Raw genomic sequence first — 17047 nt, 5'->3', positions numbered from 1 at the left:
GCCTTATTTCTTGCCGGCCGATTTGGTGCCGCGCTGGCGCAGGGCTTCGAACAGACACACACCGGTCGCAACCGAGACATTGAGGCTGCTGACGCTGCCGGCCATGGGCAGGCGCACCAGAAAATCGCAATGCTCGCGGGTCAGACGGCGCATGCCTTTGCCTTCGGCGCCCATGACAATGGCGATCGGCCCGGTAAGATCCTGCTGGTACAGCTCCTGCTCGGCTTCGCCCGCAGTGCCGACGATCCACACGCCGCGTTTTTGCAGTTTTTCCAGGCTACGCGCCAGGTTGGTTACCGCCACCAGCGGGATGACCTCAGCGGCACCACAGGCCACTTTACGCACCGTGGCATTGAGGGTTGCCGATTTGTCCTTGGGCACGATCACCGCCAGCGCACCGGCGGCATCGGCGGTGCGCAGGCAGGCACCGAGGTTGTGCGGATCGGTCACGCCGTCGAGCACCAGCAGCAATGGCGTGCCTTCATGACGCTCAAGCAACTCATCGAGCATCGCCTCGCCCCAGACCTGGCTGGGGCTGACTTCCGCGACCACACCCTGATGCACGCCTTCAACCCAGGCGTCCATCTCGCGACGCTCGGCCTGACCGATCTGCACGCGGTTCTGCGTGGCCAGTTCAACCAGGTTCTGCACCCGCGGCTCGCTGCGCCCTTCCGCCAGCCAGATCTGCTTGACCCGTTTGGGGTGATGACGCAACAACGCCTCTACGGCATGCACGCCGTAGACTTTTTCCAGCTCACTCATGACTTGCCCTTGGACTTGGACCGCGATGGCCCCTTGCGATGCTTGGTCGGCTTGCCTGCAGGCTCACCGCTGTGCGATGAGGACTTGCCTGAAGACTTGCCAGCGCCCTTGGCTTCGGCCAGCAGCGCCTTTTTCATTTCCCGGCTCTTGCGCACCTCGGCGTTTTTGGCCACGGCATCGCTCGGATAGTAAGCATCAGCCACCGCACGTTTGCCTGAAGTGGCGCGCCGCTCTTTTTTTGCCGGCGCTGCAGGCGGCTCACTGAAAGGCGATTGGCTCTGCCCCTGATTTTGCCCCTGCAACTGACGCTTGCGCGGTGCAGCTGCAGTCGCTGAACCGGCCGGCACTTCGAAGTCGATCTTGCGTTCGTCCAGATTGACGCGCATGACCTTCACTTCAATGCTGTCGCCCAAGCGGTAGCTGCGCCCGCTGCGCTCACCAGCCAGGCGATGGTGCACAGGGTCATAATGGTAGTAGTCGTCCGGCAAGGCAGTGACATGCACCATGCCTTCGACATAGATGTCAGTCAGCTCGACAAACAGGCCAAAGCCGGTCGCGGCGGTGATGACACCCGGGAACGTCTCACCCACGCGGTCTTTCATGTACTCGCACTTGAGCCAGTTGACCACGTCGCGGGTGGCCTCGTCGGCACGGCGCTCGCTCATCGAGCACTGCTCGCCCAGTTGCTCAAGGCTTGTTTCGTCGTACGGATAGATCCGCGCCTTGGGAATGGTCGCCCCGCCAGCACGCCGCACATGGGGCGTCTCGCGCTTGGAACGGATCACACTGCGGATCGCACGGTGGGTCAGCAGGTCCGGATAGCGACGGATTGGCGAGGTGAAGTGCGTGTAGGCCTCGTAGTTCAGGCCGAAGTGGCCGTTGTTGTCGGAGGTGTAGACTGCCTGGCTCAACGAACGCAACATCACGGTCTGGATCAGGTGATGGTCCGGGCGTTCACGCACGGTTTCCAGCAGCGCCTGGTAATCCTTCGGGGTTGGCCCCTCTTTGCCCTTGTGCAGCGAAAGCCCCAGCTCACCAAGAAAGGCACTGAGCTTTTCCAGACGCTCTGGCGGCGGGCCGTCATGCACCCGGTACAGGGCAGGAATCTCGTGCTTCTTGAGGAATTCGGCAGTGGCCACGTTGGCCGCCAGCATGCACTCCTCGATCAGCTTGTGCGCATCGTTGCGGGTGGTCGGGCGGATCTCGGCGATCTTGCGCTCGGCACCGAAGATGATGCGGGTTTCCTGGGTTTCGAAATCGATGGCACCACGCGCATGCCGTGCGCCCAGCAGCACCTTGTACAGTGCATACAGTTGCTTGAGGTCCGGCACCACTTCGTTGTATTGCTCACGCAGCTTGCGTGCTTCGGAAGTACGCGAGTGCTCAAGGATGGTGCTGACCTTGTTATAGGTCAGGCGCGCATGGGAGTGGATCACGGCTTCATAGAACACGTAATCGACCATCTCGCCGGTCTTGGAGAAATCCATCTCGCAGACCATGGCAAGGCGATCGACATGCGGATTCAGTGAGCACAGGCCATTGGACAGTTCTTCCGGCAGCATGGGCACGACGCGCTCGGGGAAATACACCGAGTTGCCACGCACCTGGGCCTCGGCATCCAGCGCCGAGTCAACTTTCACATAACTGGAAACGTCGGCAATCGCCACGTACAGCTTCCAGCCGCCAGAGAACAGCCGCAGTTTGCCGGGGCGCGCTTCGCAGTACACCGCATCGTCGAAGTCGCGGGCATCTTCGCCGTCGATGGTCACGAACGGCAGATGGCGCAGGTCGATGCGGTTGGCCTTGTCGCGCTCTTCGACTTCGGGCTTGAGGCGCCCGGCCTCCTTGAGCACCCCTTGCGGCCAGACATGCGGAATATCGTAGCTGCGCAGCGCAACGTCGATTTCCATGCCCGGAGCCATGTAGTTGCCTACCACTTCGACCACGTCACCTTGAGGCTGGAAGCGCGGGGTCGGCCAGTGGGTAATCTTCACCGAGACGAACTGGCCCACCTTGGCGCCACCGTTACGTCCCTGGGTGATCAGCACTTCCTGCTGGACCTTGGGATTGTCAGGCACCACGAAACCAATGCCGCTTTCTTCGTAGTAGCGACCCACGATGGTTTCATGCCCACGGGAGATGACTTCGACAATCACCCCTTCGCGGCGACCACGACGATCAAAACCGGCCACACGCGCCAGGCCACGGTCGCCGTCGAACACCAGGCGCATCTGCGCCGGGCTCAGGAACAGGTCATCGGAACCATCGTCCGGAACCAGAAAGCCGAAGCCGTCACGGTGGCCCGACACGCGACCCAGGATCAGGTCCAGCTTGTCGACCGGCGCATAGGTGCCGCGACGGGTGTAAATCAGTTGACCATCGCGCTCCATGGCCCGCAAACGGCGGCGCAGGGCTTCGATCTGGTCTTCGGTGGTCAGACCGAATTCGTCGACCAGCTGCTCACGGGCAGCGGGCGAACCACGCTCAGCGAGGTGATGCAGGATCAGCTCGCGGCTGGGAATGGGGTTTTCGTATTTTTCCGCTTCACGGGCGGCCTCGGGATCGAGGGATTGCCAATCGGCCATTAGTATTCGTTCACCTTATCTGTAAGGGCGCAGTTTCGCATATACGGGATTGAAACGCTAAATGAAGGCGTCTAACCCCATCCAGTCACTTTTTTTCAAAAACCTTAAAAAGAGCTTTACAGGCTTTCATGCCATCCCTATGATGCGCACCACAACGACGGCACAGCCTACGTTGAGTTGTGACAAGCTTTGATTTCAAACGAAATTAAAGCCAAATGCAACGAGTTGCCCAGGTGGTGAAATTGGTAGACACGCCAGCTTCAGGTGCTGGTGGCCTTACGGCCGTGGAAGTTCGAGTCTTCTCCTGGGCACCAATTCAAACATTCAAGATAATGTCTTGGATGTAGCTGAAAAAGCAAACGCTGCAAATGCAATATCCGCCCAGGTGGTGAAATTGGTAGACACGCCAGCTTCAGGTGCTGGTGACCTTACGGTCGTGGAAGTTCGAGTCTTCTCCTGGGCACCAATTCAAACAAAACCGAGCCACTGGCTCGGTTTTGTGCTTTCTGCGATCCGGTTTTTCATCACCCTAACCGACAATCAATGCCGCCCTAGCGCCACCTACGCAAATCCCCCGCCACACAAATCAGTGGCGACCGAAGCCGCCACCCGCATACCAGCCCCATCAAGCCCGGAACTGCCCCAGGCTCGCCTTGAGCTGCGCCGCCAGACCACTCAGCACTTTACCACTGGCAGTGGTTTCCGATACCGCCTGCGCTGCGCGCTCCGCCTGGGCATGGATCACCTCGACCCGACCACGCACCGCCTGCGCACCTTGCGCCTGATGCACCGCGGCCTGAGTTGCCAGACCAATGGCCGCATGCACCTGCTCGACCGACTCCTGCACCGACTGCTGCAACCTGGAACTGTCACGCAACACCGCCAACCCCTCTTTGGCCTGCCGGCCGGCCTGATCAATTGCCGCCACCGCCTCCTTGGCGCCGCGCTGCAACGCCACGATATGTTCCTGAATATCGCCTGTGGAGCTTTGAGTCTTGCTGGCCAGCGCCCGCACCTCGTCCGCCACCACAGCAAAACCACGTCCGGTTTCACCGGCCCGCGCCGCTTCAATCGCCGCGTTCAGGGCCAGCAGGTTGGTCTGCTCGGCAATCCCGTGAATCACCTCAAGCACCACTTCGATCTGCTGACTCTGCTGGGCCAGACGCTCAATCACCTGAGCACCGGTCTCGACCTGCCCGGCCAGCGCCTCGATCAGACCGCCCACCTGGTTGGCAGTGCGCGTGGTTTCATCGGTCGCCTGCTTGATTCCCACCACTTGCTGCAACGCACTCTGCATCACCTGGCTTTCGTTCTGCGCCTCATCAGCCATACGCTCCAGCGCCTGCAAGCTGGCGGCGACTTCGTCACGTTGCCGCCCGGCTGCCGCATCAGCACCGGCATTGCGCTCGCTCATCACGCCGATTTCGACACCGGTACGCTGGGCCACCTCACCCGCCTCACGCACGATTGGCTGCAGCTTGTCGACAAACCGGTTGACCGCTGCCGACATATCGCCAATTTCGTCATCGCTGTCGAGCTTGACCCGCTTGGTCAAATCACCCTCACCCGCTGCCAGGTCATTCAGGGCCGCAATCAGCAAGCGCAGTTTGCTGACCACCCGCCGCCCAAGCACCACAGCCACCAACAGCAGCACACCCAACCCGACCAGCGCCAGGCTCAGACCAATCCTCCAGCGCAGTGATTCAGCTGCTTGCTGCACCGCCAGCCGGGTATTGCCCGCCATGGTGTCGGCAGTGTTGTGTGCCTCCTGCAAGCGGCTGCGCAGCGCCGTCGAACTGCCTGCCGAAGCACTGGCCAGGCTCTCTGAAACCAGTTGCTCGCTACTGCTGATGAGGCCCGAAAAGCGCTTGTCCAGCGCAGTCAGGTTTTCTTCCACCGCACTGGTAGAAACCCCCATGCGCACCTTGCCGATCTCGACGCCATTGGGGCTGATCGATGCTTCGACGTAATACACACCCGGATCGGTTTTCGCCGCATCCAGGACCTTGTCCATGGCCCGCTCGCCCTGCCCCTTGGCCAGCAGCGCCTTGATCTTGGCGTTATCTCGATCCAGGTAGCGAGTCAGGTGCTCACCGGCCGCATCGTCATAGACGACGAACAACACGTTGGGATTGCGCTGCGCCCGGCGGGCGAATTCGGAGAGGGTCGGGGTGTCGTTATCCCACATGGCACGCGGCGCAACCGCCGCCAGCAATTCGGCCATGTCATTGGCAGACTCGTGCAGGTTCTTTTCCAGCGTGGCACGCAGTTGCCCCTGCTCATCCTTCAAACGAGTGGACAAGCCCTGACTCAAACGCTGGCGGGTATTGGTCGATAGCGCTTCCAGGCTGGAAGCAACTTCGTTACTGGCACGCTCCAACTGAGTCGACAGCTGTTGCGAATCCACACCCAGACTGCGGGCAAGATCAGCCTCCAGCGCAGCCACCGTGCTGCGTGTCAGCGCAACAGCGACCAGCACTTGCACCAGAAGGGCAATACCAAGAGCAATGAATACAGGACGCAACAAACGACTACGCAGCAGAGAAAGGACAGCAGACACGGGGGAACTCCTTCCACCAACAAACGCCATCAAACTGATAGCATCTTTTCTGACGTTTCTACAGCAATAGTCGTGCCCACAGCAAGTAACACATTTATGAGCAACTCAGCTGCCCAGAAACGACAAAGGGTCGCAAATGCGACCCTTTGTCGTGTAGCGCGATCAGATCAGGCGAACGGATGACGCAGGACGATCGTCTCGTTGCGGTCAGGACCGGTCGAAATGATGTCGATCGGAGCACCCACCAGCTCTTCGATGCGCTTGATGTAAGCCTGGGCAGCAGCCGGCAGCTCGGCAAGGGTCTTGGCGCCCAGCGTCGATTCGCTCCAGCCCGGCAACTGCTCATATACCGGACGCAGGCCTACATAGCTGTCGGCATCGGTCGGCGCTTCGATCACCGCACCGTTTTCGTTCTCGTAACCGACGCAGATATTGATGGTTTCCAGACCGTCGAGCACGTCCAGCTTGGTCAGGCACAGGCCCGAGATGCTGTTGATTTCGATGGCACGGCGCAGGATCACGGCGTCGAACCAGCCGCAACGACGAGCGCGGCCAGTGGTGGAGCCGAATTCATGACCACGCTTGGCCAGGAACGCACCGGTGTCGTCGAACAGTTCGGTCGGGAACGGACCGGAACCTACGCGAGTGGTGTAGGCCTTGGTGATGCCCAGAATGTAGTCCAGGTACAGCGGACCAAAACCGGAGCCGGTGGCGATACCGCCAGCAGTGGTATTGGAACTGGTCACATACGGGTAAGTACCGTGGTCGATGTCGAGCAACGAACCCTGAGCACCTTCGAACATGATGTCCTTGCCGGCGCGACGCAGGTCGTGCAGTTCGGCGGTCACATCGAGCATCAGCGGTTGCAGCTGCTCGGCGTATTCCATGCATTCGTCCAGCGTTTTCTGGAAGTCGATAGCCGGCTCTTTGTAGTAATTGACCAGCTGGAAGTTATGGTAATCCAGCAGCTCACCCAGCTTGGCAGCGAAACGCTCGCGATGGAACAGGTCGCCCACACGCAGGCCGCGACGAGCAACCTTGTCTTCGTAGGCCGGGCCAATACCGCGACCGGTCGTACCGATCTTCAGCTCGCCACGAGCCTTCTCGCGCGCCTGGTCCAGCGCAACGTGGTAAGACAGGATCAGCGGGCAGGAAGGGCTGATACGCAGGCGCTCACGCACCGGCACGCCTTTTTCTTCGAGCTTGACGATTTCGCGCATGAGCGCGTCGGGCGCCACGACCACACCGTTACCGATCAGGCACTGTACGCCTTCGCGCAGTACACCGGACGGAATCAGATGCAGTACGGTCTTCTCACCATCGATCACCAGGGTGTGGCCAGCATTGTGACCGCCCTGATAGCGAACTACGGCGGCAGCATGTTCGGTCAGCAGATCGACGATCTTGCCTTTGCCCTCATCACCCCACTGGGTGCCCAGGACTACGACATTCTTACCCATAACACTCGTCCTCATTCACGCAAACTTGGTGCCGGCGGCAGCCGGCAGGAATACTCAAGAGGCCAGTGGCATTACCTGCCAGCCCTCACCATGCTGAATCAATTGCCGGTCGCAGCCAGCTTCACGCGCGGCGCTTACCTGCTGCCCAGGCAACGCCTGAACGACACGTTGCCCGTCTTTGCGCAACTGGCAGATGGACTGCCAGAGCGCTGAATCATTACTGTCCGGCACCCAGATACCGCCGGTCGGCACTTCGATTTCGGCCTGCCCCAGAGTGACCAGGGTTTTCAGATCGGTCGAGAAGCCGGTAGCCGGACGTGCACGACCGAAATCGGCACCGATATCGTCGTACCGGCCACCCTGAGCAATCGACTCGCCTACACCCGGCACAAACGCGGCAAACACAACACCGGTGTGGTAGTGATAACCGCGTAACTCACCCAGGTCGAAATACAGCGGCAACTGCGGGAAGCGCGCGGTCAGGCGTTCGGCCACCACCAGCAGGTCATCCAGTGCCGCCAGTACCGGTGCAGGCGCACCCGCCAGTCGTTCACGGGCCTCGGCCAGCACCTCACGGCCGCCGCACAGCCCGACCAGCGCCTGCAGCATGGAAGCCAGGTTGGCAGGCAGACCGGTGGTCAGGCTCACGACCTCGTCGATGGCCTTGCGCTGCAGTGCATCGAACAACTGCTGCTCGACCTCGCCAGACAAGCCGGCTGCACGCGCCAGGCCGCGGTAGATACCGACATGCCCCAGATCCATATGCACATCCGGCACTTCGGCCTGCTGCAGCATCGCCAGCATCAAACTGATGACTTCGACGTCACTGCTGGTGCTTGCATCGCCATAAAGCTCGGCACCCAGCTGGATCGGGCTGCGCGAATTGGACAATGCACGCGGCTTGGCATGCAGCACGCTACCGGCGTAGCACAGACGTGTAGGACCTTCACGCTTGAGGGTGTGGGCGTCGATACGCGCCACCTGCGGCGTGATGTCGGCGCGAAAGCCCATCTGCCGCCCCGACTGCGGATCGATCACCTTGAAGGTACGCAGGTCCAGATCGGAACCGGCGCCGATCAACAGCGACTCAAGGTATTCGATATGCGGAGTGACGACGAATTCATAGCCCCAGCTCTGGAACAGGTCCAGTACCTGACGTCGTGCGACTTCAATGCGTGCAGCATCGGGTGGCAGCACTTCTTCAATGCCATCCGGGAGCAGCCAGCGGTCAACCGTTGCCATTAAGCCCTTCCCCTTATCCGGGCGGCCAGCCTTCGGGCAAGCCTTGAATGAAGCAGAGAGCGGTCGCCATACGACGGGCACGACAAACACCCGAAACCAGGCCTCGGACCCACTCTCCTTGAAAAATCCTGCCGCCTGCACTCAGGCAAACGGCCAATCAAACATGCAGACGCAAAAAAGCCGGGAATATCCCGGCTGCCGCATGATACACACGTTTTACCGTACGTTCACCCCATGAGACAGATTTGCCGCCCAATGGGGTGATGCGGATTACGGCTTGGCTTTCTCCAGGTAGCGGAAAAACTCGCTCTTGGGGTCCAGCACCAGCACGTCACTCTTGCTTGCAAAGCTTTCACGATAGGCCAGCAGGCTGCGATAGAACGCGTAGAACTCCTGATCCTGACCATAGGCCTTGGCGTAGATCGCAGCGGCCTGGGCATCACCATCACCACGGGTCTCTTCAGACTCACGATAGGCTTCAGCCAGCAGCACACGGCGCTGACGATCAGCGTCGGCACGAATACCTTCAGCCAGCTCGTTACCCTTGGCGCGATGCTCGCGAGCCTCACGCTCACGCTCGGTGCTCATGCGCTCGAACACGCTGCGGTTGACTTCCTTGGGCAGGTCGATGGCTTTGACACGTACGTCAAGGACTTCGATACCCAGCTCTTTCTCCGCCATACGGTTCAGCGAGCCGGTGATGTCTGCCATCAGCGCGTCACGCTCACCCGATACCACTTCATGCAGGGTGCGCTTACCGAACTGGTCACGCAGACCGGACTCCAGACGACGCGACAACCGCTCGTCGGCAATCTGCTTGAGGCCCGAGGTCGCGGTGTAGAAGCGCTCGGCATCCTTGACCCGCCACTTGGCGTAAGCATCGACCATCACGGCCTTTTTCTCCAGCGTCAGGAACCGCTGGGTGGGTGCATCAAGGGTCAGCAGACGCGCATCGAACTTGCGCACCTGATTGACGTACGGAACCTTCACATGCAGGCCAGGCTGTACGTCAGGCTGTACGACCCGACCGAATTGCAGCAGGACCGCACGTTCGGTCTGCGCAACGATGTAGAAGCTGTTCCAGGCGACAACCGCCAGCACCACGCCCACGATGAGCGCAAACAGTGACTTATTGCTCATCAGCGGCTCTCCCTGGTACGCGTTTCACGCTGCTGGATATCGACCGGGCGAGCAGCATTGTCAGCACTCACGGCAGAGCCGTTATTGCTGGCAGGCGTCGCGGTATTGTTGCTGCGACCGCTCTCGACCATCTTGTCCAGCGGCAGATAAAGCAGGTTGTTCTGCCCCTTGTCACCGGTGACCAGCACTTTGCTGGTATTGCTGAACACTTCCTGCATGGTCTCCAGATACAGACGCTCGCGAGTGATCTCAGGAGCCTTGCGGTACTCAGCTACCAGCTTGGTGAAGCGCTCGCTGTCACCCTTGGCCCTGGAAATCACTTCATCGCGATAACCGTTGGCGTTCTCGATGATGCGCTGGGCCTGACCACGCGCCTCAGGAATCACGCCATTGGCGTAGCCTTCGGCCTGGTTGCGGGCACGCTGCTCGTCTTCACGGGCACGGATCACATCATCGAAGGCTTCCTGCACTTCACGCGGTGCCGCTGCGCTTTGCACGTTCACCTGGGTGATGGTGATACCGGTACGGTAGGTATCGAGGAAACGCTGCAAACGCTCCTTGATCTCGGTGGCCATCAGCTCACGACCTTCGGTCAGTACCTGATCCATGGCCGTGGAGCCCACGACATGGCGAAGGGCACTTTCGGTGGCATGCTGCAGGCTCACTTCAGGCTGATCCACATTCAGCACGAAGTCCTGGAGGCTGGAAATCCGGTATTGCACGGTCAACGGCACTTCGACGATGTTCTCGTCTTCGGTCAGCATCTGACCCTGCTTGCTGTAAGCGCGCTCGCGGGTGACGTTTTCCATGTACTTGCGGTCGAACGGCGGGAAATAGATGTTCAGGCCGGGACCTACAGTCTCGTAGTACTTGCCGAACCGCAGGACGACGGCCTGCTCCTGCTCGTCGACAACATAGACGGCGTTGTACAACCAGAAGGCCAGGACCACGAACAGGCCGATGCCCAGCAGGCCAAAGCCGCCGCCCTTGCTGGAGCTGCCGCCGCCACTGCCATCACCACTGCGTTTCTTACCGCCGCCGAACAACCCATTCAGGCTTTCCTGCAGCTTGCGGAAGGCTTCGTCGAGATCCGGCGGCCCCTTGCGATCGCCACCACGACGGTTGCCACCCCAGGGATCCTGATTGTTCGAGTTGCCACCCGGCTCATTCCAAGCCATAGCGCTCTCCATCTGATAAAGCAAAGACGCGCCCTCGGCGCGCCGCCCCATGCTACCGAATGCTCGGGAAAGGCGTGCTATCGCTTTCCCGCGCTTTTATTGCAAAGTGTGTTGCTCAATGAACTCCAGCGGCTGCAATCCTTCGCGACTCACCAGTCGATTGAGTTCGACACGTGGCAGACGCACAGCCAGCAAGCTGGCCCCTTCTTCATCGTGCACCTCGCTTTGCACAGCGCCGACTTCAAAGAACCTTGCCCGCAGTCGAGCAAAACGCTGCGGTAAACGCAAGGTTGCAACAAAAAGATCTTCACCCAACAGCTCAGCGATCGCCTGCTTGAGCAGGTCGAGACCACGACCGTCGCGGGCCGACAGCCAGACCCGCTCCGGCTTGCCATCAGGGGTTCGCTGGATATGCGGCTCGACATTCTCGAGCAGATCGAGTTTGTTATACACCTCAAGTATCGGCAAGTCCTGGGCGCCGATCTCGACCAGCACGGCCATGACCTGTTCGATCTGCGCATCGCGCTCAGGCTCATGGGCGTCGATCACATGCAGCAGCAGGTCGGAATTGCTCGATTCTTCCAGCGTGGCGCGAAACGCCTCGACCAGTTTGTGCGGAAGGTGGCGAATGAAACCCACGGTATCGGCCAGAACAATCGGCCCCAGGTCGTCAAGCTGCAGACGACGCAGGGTCGGATCGAGGGTGGCGAACAACTGGTCGGCCGCATAGACCTCAGAATCGGTCACTGAATTGAACAGCGTCGACTTGCCTGCGTTGGTATAGCCGACCAGCGAAACCGAAGGGATATCCGCCCGCTTGCGCCCGCGCCGCGCCTGATCGCGCTGGCTGCGCACCTTCTCCAGACGGCCCTTGATCTGCCGCAGGCGCACCCGCAGCAAACGACGGTCGGTTTCGAGCTGGGTCTCACCAGGACCGCGCAGCCCGATACCACCCTTTTGCCGCTCAAGGTGAGTCCAGCCGCGAACCAGGCGGGTACTCATATGCTCAAGCTGGGCCAGTTCAACCTGCAGCTTGCCTTCATGGGTACGCGCACGCTGGGCGAAGATGTCGAGAATCAACCCGGTACGATCGAGCACCCGGCATTCAAAGACACGTTCGAGGTTACGCTCCTGGCTGGGCGTGAGGGTGTGATTGAAAATCACCAGATCGACATGACCGGAGCGGACCTGGTCGCGAAGTTCCTCGACCTTGCCGGTTCCGATCAGGTATTTGGCCGATGGACGATGCCGTGGCACGTTGACCAGTGCGACGGTATCGGCGCCGGCCGACAGAGCCAGCTCCTGAAACTCCTGCGGATCTTCGCGCGCCTCAGGGTCTTGACCTTCCAGATGAACGAGCAACGCCCGCTCACCACCGCTGTGGCGCTCAAAGAACAAGGCAGGCTCCTATCAGGCGTTACCAGGCTCGGAATCACCTGCTTCATCGGTAGCACTTGGCAGGCGGATTGGACGGACCGGAACAACAGTGGAAATAGCATGCTTGTACACCATCTGGCTGACGGTGTTTTTCAGCAGAATGACGAACTGATCGAACGACTCGATCGTACCTTGCAGCTTGATACCGTTGACCAGATAGATCGAAACGCCGACCTTCTCTTTGCGCAAGGTATTCAAGTAAGGGTCTTGTAGCGAATGCCCTTTTGACATGTGCCGCACTCCTTTAAGGATCAATAATAGTAAAACGAATTCGATTGGCTTGGACCGCCACCCCCCAAGGATAGACAGCCATTGCAGGGACTCAGTCCAATATGGAGACCGATCCCAGGTATTTCAAGGTGCGTGGCAGATTGTCGCGATCCAGACTGTCAAGCCAGTGCAGGTTCTTCCAGCTGCGTAGCCAGGTGAACTGCCTCTTGGCCAACTGGCGCGTGGCAATGATGCCGCGTTCCTGCATCTCTTCACGTGTAAGCTTGCCATCCAGATGATCCCAGACCTGGCGATAACCGACGGCTCTGATGGACGGCAGATCTGCGTGCAGATCGCCTCTTGAGCGCAGTGCCAGTACTTCGTCCAGAAATCCCTGTTCCAGCATTTGCACAAAACGTAAGGCAATGCGGTCATGCAATACCTTGCGATCAGCCGGAGCTATCGCAAGACTGGCGACAGTATAGGGCAATTGTCCCTGTCCCGATGCTGATCCTTCGGCACTTTGCGCAATTTGTTGCTCGCGGTGCGCCGTCATGCTCATTCCACTGACCAGATAAACCTCCAGCGCGCGAATCAACCGCTGCGGGTCATTGGGATGAATACGCGCCGCCGACACCGGATCCACCTCGGCCAACCGGTCATGCAACGCCTGCCACCCGTGAGCCTGCGCCTGGGCTTCAAGCTGTGCGCGTATCCCGGCATCGGCGGACGGCATGTCGGCCAGCCCCTCCAATAGAGCCTTGAAATACAACATAGTGCCGCCGACCAGCAAAGGAATATTGCCGCGCGCGGTAATTTCAGCCATGGCCTCAAGAGCATCGCGGCGAAAATCGGCTGCCGAGTAGCTTTGCGAGGGGTCGAGAATGTCAATCAAGCGGTGTGGAAACTCGGCCAGTTGCGCCTTCGACGGCTTGGCCGTGCCGATGTCCATGCCGCGATAGACCAGTGCCGAGTCGACGCTGATCAGTTCACAAGGCAGGACCCTGGTGAGTTCAATGGCAAGATCAGTCTTGCCCGCAGCGGTTGGCCCCATGAGAAAGATGGCCGCAGGTAAAGCATTCATTCAACGACCGCGCAGGAAAAGTTTGTCCAGATCATCCAGGCCCATCTGGGTCCAGGTGGGCCGCCCGTGGTTGCATTGGCCACTGCGCTCGGTATTTTCCATGTCACGCAGCAAACCGTTCATTTCCGGGATCGCCAGCCGCCGGTTGGCACGTACCGCGCCGTGGCACGCCATGGTGCCAAGCAACTCGTTCATGTGTGCCTGGACCCTGTCACTGGTGCCGTACTCCATCAGATCGGCCAGCACGTCGCTGACCAGCCGATTGGCCTCGGCCTGTTTGAGCAGTGCCGGAATCTGCCGGATCGCCAGGCTTTCCGGCCCCAGCCGCTGTAATTCGAAGCCCAGCTGCCGGAAGGTATCCAGGTGTTCCTCGGCGCAATCGGCTTCGCGCTGACTGACCGCAATCGACTCAGGCACCAACAGCGGCTGACCACTGAGACCTTCATGGGCCATCGCCACCTTCAAGCGTTCATACATGATCCGCTCATGCGCGGCATGCATATCCACCAGCACCAGACCATGGGCATTTTCGGCCAGGATGTAGATCCCCTTGAGCTGCGCCAGGGCATAGCCCAGCGGCGGGATGTCGCCGCTTGACTCCGGCAGCGACGCCACCTCAGACGCCGGCGCGGCGCCGGCCAGTGGCGCATAGAATTCGCGGTAGACGTTCTGGGTCTCAGCAGTCGGCAGGCTGGAAGTGGGCCGCGGCGTGTACTGATACTGGTAACCGCCAGAACCGCCGCCAGCGGCCCCTGCGCCACCTGCCGGCGCGCCATAAGCCTGGCCTTGCGGGCGCTCCAGCGCGTGCGCAGCCAGGCTCATCTCGCCTTGTGGCCCGAACTCGCCAGCCTGCAGACCGCTCGGCCGCTGGATCGGTGCCTCGGGTTGCGCCTCGGGCAGGTGATCCTGCGGCCTTACATCGCCCAGCGCCCGGTGCAGGGTGCCGTACAGGAAGTCATGGACCATGCGCCCGTCACGAAAACGCACTTCATGCTTGGTCGGGTGGACGTTGACATCCACTGCTGCCGGATCGACCTCGAAAAACAACACGAAGGTCGGATGACGACCATTGAATAGCACGTCGCGATAGGCTTGCCGCACCGCATGGGCAACCAGCTTGTCGCGCACCGCACGGCCATTGACGAAAAAATACTGCAGGTCGGCCTGGCTGCGCGAAAAGGTCGGCAAGCCGACCCAGCCCCACAGGTGCAGGCCGTTGCGCTCGATATCAATCGGCAGCGCCTGCTCCAGAAAACCCGGACCACAGATGGCCCCGACACGCCGCGCCTTGGCCGTGTCGTCATGGGCTTCATGCAGGCTCAGGACGCTTTTGCCGTTGTGGCGCAGGTGGAAGGCCACGTCGAAACGCGCCAGCGCCATACGCCGGATGACTTCCTGCAAATGATCGAATTCGGTTTTTTCGGCCTTGAGAAACTTGCGCCGTGCCGGGGTGTTGAAAAACAGGTCACGCACTTCGACCGATGTCCCCACCGGGTGCGCCGATGGCTGGACCCTGGAGTTCATCTCACGACCTTCGGTTTCGACCTGCCAGGCCTGATCGGCGTCCCGGGTTCGGGAAGTCAAGGTCAGACGCGACACCGAACTGATCGACGCCAGCGCCTCACCACGAAAGCCCAGGCTCATCACCCGCTCAAGGTCTTCGAGCTCGCGAATCTTGCTGGTCGCGTGGCGGGCCAGCGCCAGCGGCAGATCATCCGCCGCAATGCCTCGGCCGTCATCACGCACCTTGAGCAGCTTGACGCCGGCCTGCTCGACATCGACATCAATGCGCCGGGCACCGGAGTCCAGGCTGTTCTCCAGCAGTTCCTTGACCACCGAGGCCGGGCGTTCGACCACCTCACCGGCAGCAATCTGGTTGGCAAGGCGCGGGCTGAGCAACTGGATACGCGCCGCAGGAGAAACGCTTGCAGCGTCCTGTGCGGGTTGGTCGTCGACAAGCAGATCCGTCATGGCTGGGTGGCAACCTCGACGCTGGGGATTCGCAGGTCCTGACCAATGCGCAGATCGTCAGTCTTGAGCCCGTTGGCACTGCGCAGGGTCGCCATGCTCATCTCATAGCGCGCAGCAAGCATGGCCAGGGTTTCACCGGAGCGTACGACGTGGTTGCGCGGCCCCTGAGCCAGTTTACCGTTATCACGCAGCCAGGCGATGTAGGTGCCCTGCGGCGGGTTCTGCTGGAAGAACTGCTTGACCCCGGCGTTGATCGAACGGGCCAGCGCCTGCTGGTGCGAAGTGGTGGTCAGCTTGCTGGCCTCGTTGGCATTCGAGATAAAGCCGGTTTCGACCAGGATCGACGGGATATCCGGTGACTTGAGCACCATGAAGCCGGCTTGCTCGACACGGGATTTGTGCAGCGGCGTAATCCGGCCGATGCTGCTCAAGACCTTTTGCCCGACGTTCAGGCTCGACGACAGCGAGGCGGTCATCGACAGGTCAAGCAGCACACCGGCAAGCATTCGGTCCTTGTCGTCAAGGCTCACGGCACCGGCACCGCCAATCAGGTCGGAACGGTTTTCACTGTCGGCCAGCCAGCGTGCGGTTTCCGATGTTGCGCCGCGATCGGACAAAGCGAACACCGAGGCGCCGAACGCCGCCTTGGACGGCGCGGCGTCAGCGTGAATCGACACGAACAGGTCAGCCCCCTTGGCGCGGGCGATCTCGGTACGCTTGCGCAGCGGAATGAAGTAGTCGCCAGTGCGGGTCAACTCGGCCCGGTAGCCCTTCTCCGCGCTGATCTGGCGCTGCAGCTCTTTGGCGATCGACAGCACCACATGCTTCTCGATCTGCCCTTTGCCGCCCGAGGCTCCCGGGTCTTCGCCGCCGTGACCGGCATCGATCACCACCACAATGTCGCGCTTGCCGCTTGGGACCGGAGTGAGTTTGACATCGGGCTTGGCCGGGCTGATTGGTACCGCTGGCGCAGTGGCCACTGTGGTCTCCGGCAGGCTCGGCGGCGGGTTGGCATCGGCGGCGTTGTCGAACAGGTCGACCACCAGACGATTGCCGTACTGCTGGTTAGGGGCCAGGGTAAAACTCTTGGGGGTCACAGCCTTGTTCAGGTCAACGACCACGCGCAAATCCGTAGGGGTGCGCTGCGCCGAACGCACACTGGTAATCGGCGTATTGGCGGTCGCCACGTTCAATGGCCCGCTCAGGGTCGCACCATTGATGTCGATCACCAGCCGATCCGGAGCGGTCAGCGTGAATACGCTGTGCTGCACCGGCCCCGACAGGTCAAAGACCAGCCGGGTGTTGTCCGGGGCGCGCCACAGGCGGACACTGCGCACCTGGGTCGCGGCCGCCCACACATCGACGGCCATGGCCATCAACAGCAAACCAAGCACCGCCAGCGGCGCGCGCATGCGCAT

General features: G+C 60.7%; 12 protein-coding genes and 2 tRNA genes. 2 read left to right on the top strand and 12 right to left on the bottom strand.

All coding sequences use genetic code 11. The features are described from left to right. Positions 1-3 precede the first annotated feature (3 nt). Positions 4-762, bottom strand: a complete 759-nt coding sequence (rlmB, locus tag PSCI_RS11975; RefSeq protein ID WP_045486839.1) for a 23S rRNA (guanosine(2251)-2'-O)-methyltransferase RlmB — start codon at positions 760-762, stop codon at positions 4-6. Then, entirely contained in the window at positions 759-3347 is a 2589-nt protein-coding gene (rnr, locus tag PSCI_RS11970; RefSeq protein WP_045486837.1) for a ribonuclease R, read from the bottom strand. The genes rlmB and rnr overlap by 4 nt, the downstream gene beginning before the upstream one ends. A gap of 227 nt (positions 3348-3574) precedes the next feature. On the opposite strand from rnr, the gene PSCI_RS11965 reads away from it, so the two are divergent. Continuing rightward, positions 3575-3661 (top strand) — tRNA-Leu (locus PSCI_RS11965). A 65-nt stretch (positions 3662-3726) separates the two neighbouring features. Then, positions 3727-3813: transfer RNA gene (locus PSCI_RS11960), tRNA-Leu, on the top strand. A 159-nt stretch (positions 3814-3972) separates the two neighbouring features. Here PSCI_RS11960 and PSCI_RS11955 read toward each other — a convergent pair. The 10 genes from PSCI_RS11955 to PSCI_RS11910 form a co-directional block, all read right to left on the bottom strand. Beyond that, positions 3973-5907, bottom strand: coding sequence for a methyl-accepting chemotaxis protein (locus tag PSCI_RS11955; RefSeq protein WP_045486835.1), 1935 nt, complete (start codon positions 5905-5907; stop codon positions 3973-3975). Positions 5908-6074: 167 nt separating this feature from the next. Then, a complete protein-coding gene (locus PSCI_RS11950) occupies positions 6075-7367 on the bottom strand; it encodes an adenylosuccinate synthase (RefSeq protein ID WP_045486833.1) in 1293 nt (430 codons plus the stop codon). A 54-nt stretch (positions 7368-7421) separates the two neighbouring features. Further along, complete coding sequence (locus tag PSCI_RS11945; RefSeq protein WP_045486831.1) at positions 7422-8609, bottom strand: ATP phosphoribosyltransferase regulatory subunit; 1188 nt, start codon at positions 8607-8609, stop codon at positions 7422-7424. 270 nt (positions 8610-8879) lie between these two features. After that, positions 8880-9749 carry a protease modulator HflC gene (gene hflC, locus PSCI_RS11940; RefSeq protein ID WP_045486829.1) on the bottom strand — a complete coding sequence of 290 codons (870 nt, stop codon included), beginning with the start codon at positions 9747-9749 and terminating at the stop codon, positions 8880-8882. Beyond that, positions 9749-10927 carry an FtsH protease activity modulator HflK gene (gene hflK, locus PSCI_RS11935; RefSeq protein ID WP_045486827.1) on the bottom strand — a complete coding sequence of 393 codons (1179 nt, stop codon included), beginning with the start codon at positions 10925-10927 and terminating at the stop codon, positions 9749-9751. Before hflK ends, hflC begins: the two co-directional genes overlap by 1 nt. Positions 10928-11023: 96 nt before the next feature. Further along, entirely contained in the window at positions 11024-12325 is a 1302-nt protein-coding gene (gene hflX, locus PSCI_RS11930) for a ribosome rescue GTPase HflX (protein ID WP_045486825.1), read from the bottom strand. Positions 12326-12337: 12 nt separating this feature from the next. Then, entirely contained in the window at positions 12338-12595 is a 258-nt protein-coding gene (hfq, locus tag PSCI_RS11925) for an RNA chaperone Hfq (protein ID WP_045486823.1), read from the bottom strand. Positions 12596-12686: 91 nt separating this feature from the next. Then, a complete protein-coding gene (gene miaA, locus PSCI_RS11920) occupies positions 12687-13658 on the bottom strand; it encodes a tRNA (adenosine(37)-N6)-dimethylallyltransferase MiaA (RefSeq protein WP_045486821.1) in 972 nt (323 codons plus the stop codon). Then, entirely contained in the window at positions 13659-15629 is a 1971-nt protein-coding gene (gene mutL / locus PSCI_RS11915; RefSeq protein WP_045486819.1) for a DNA mismatch repair endonuclease MutL, read from the bottom strand. Beyond that, on the bottom strand, positions 15626-17047 hold the full coding sequence (locus PSCI_RS11910) for an N-acetylmuramoyl-L-alanine amidase (RefSeq protein WP_045494167.1): 1422 nt from the start codon (positions 17045-17047) through the stop codon (positions 15626-15628). Before PSCI_RS11910 ends, mutL begins: the two co-directional genes overlap by 4 nt.

It is taken from the genome of Pseudomonas sp. StFLB209 (assembly GCF_000829415.1).
Taxonomy (GTDB): Bacteria; Pseudomonadota; Gammaproteobacteria; order Pseudomonadales; family Pseudomonadaceae; genus Aquipseudomonas.
Note: the sequence above shows the minus strand (reverse complement) of the source record. Positions and strands in the feature narration are given on the sequence as shown.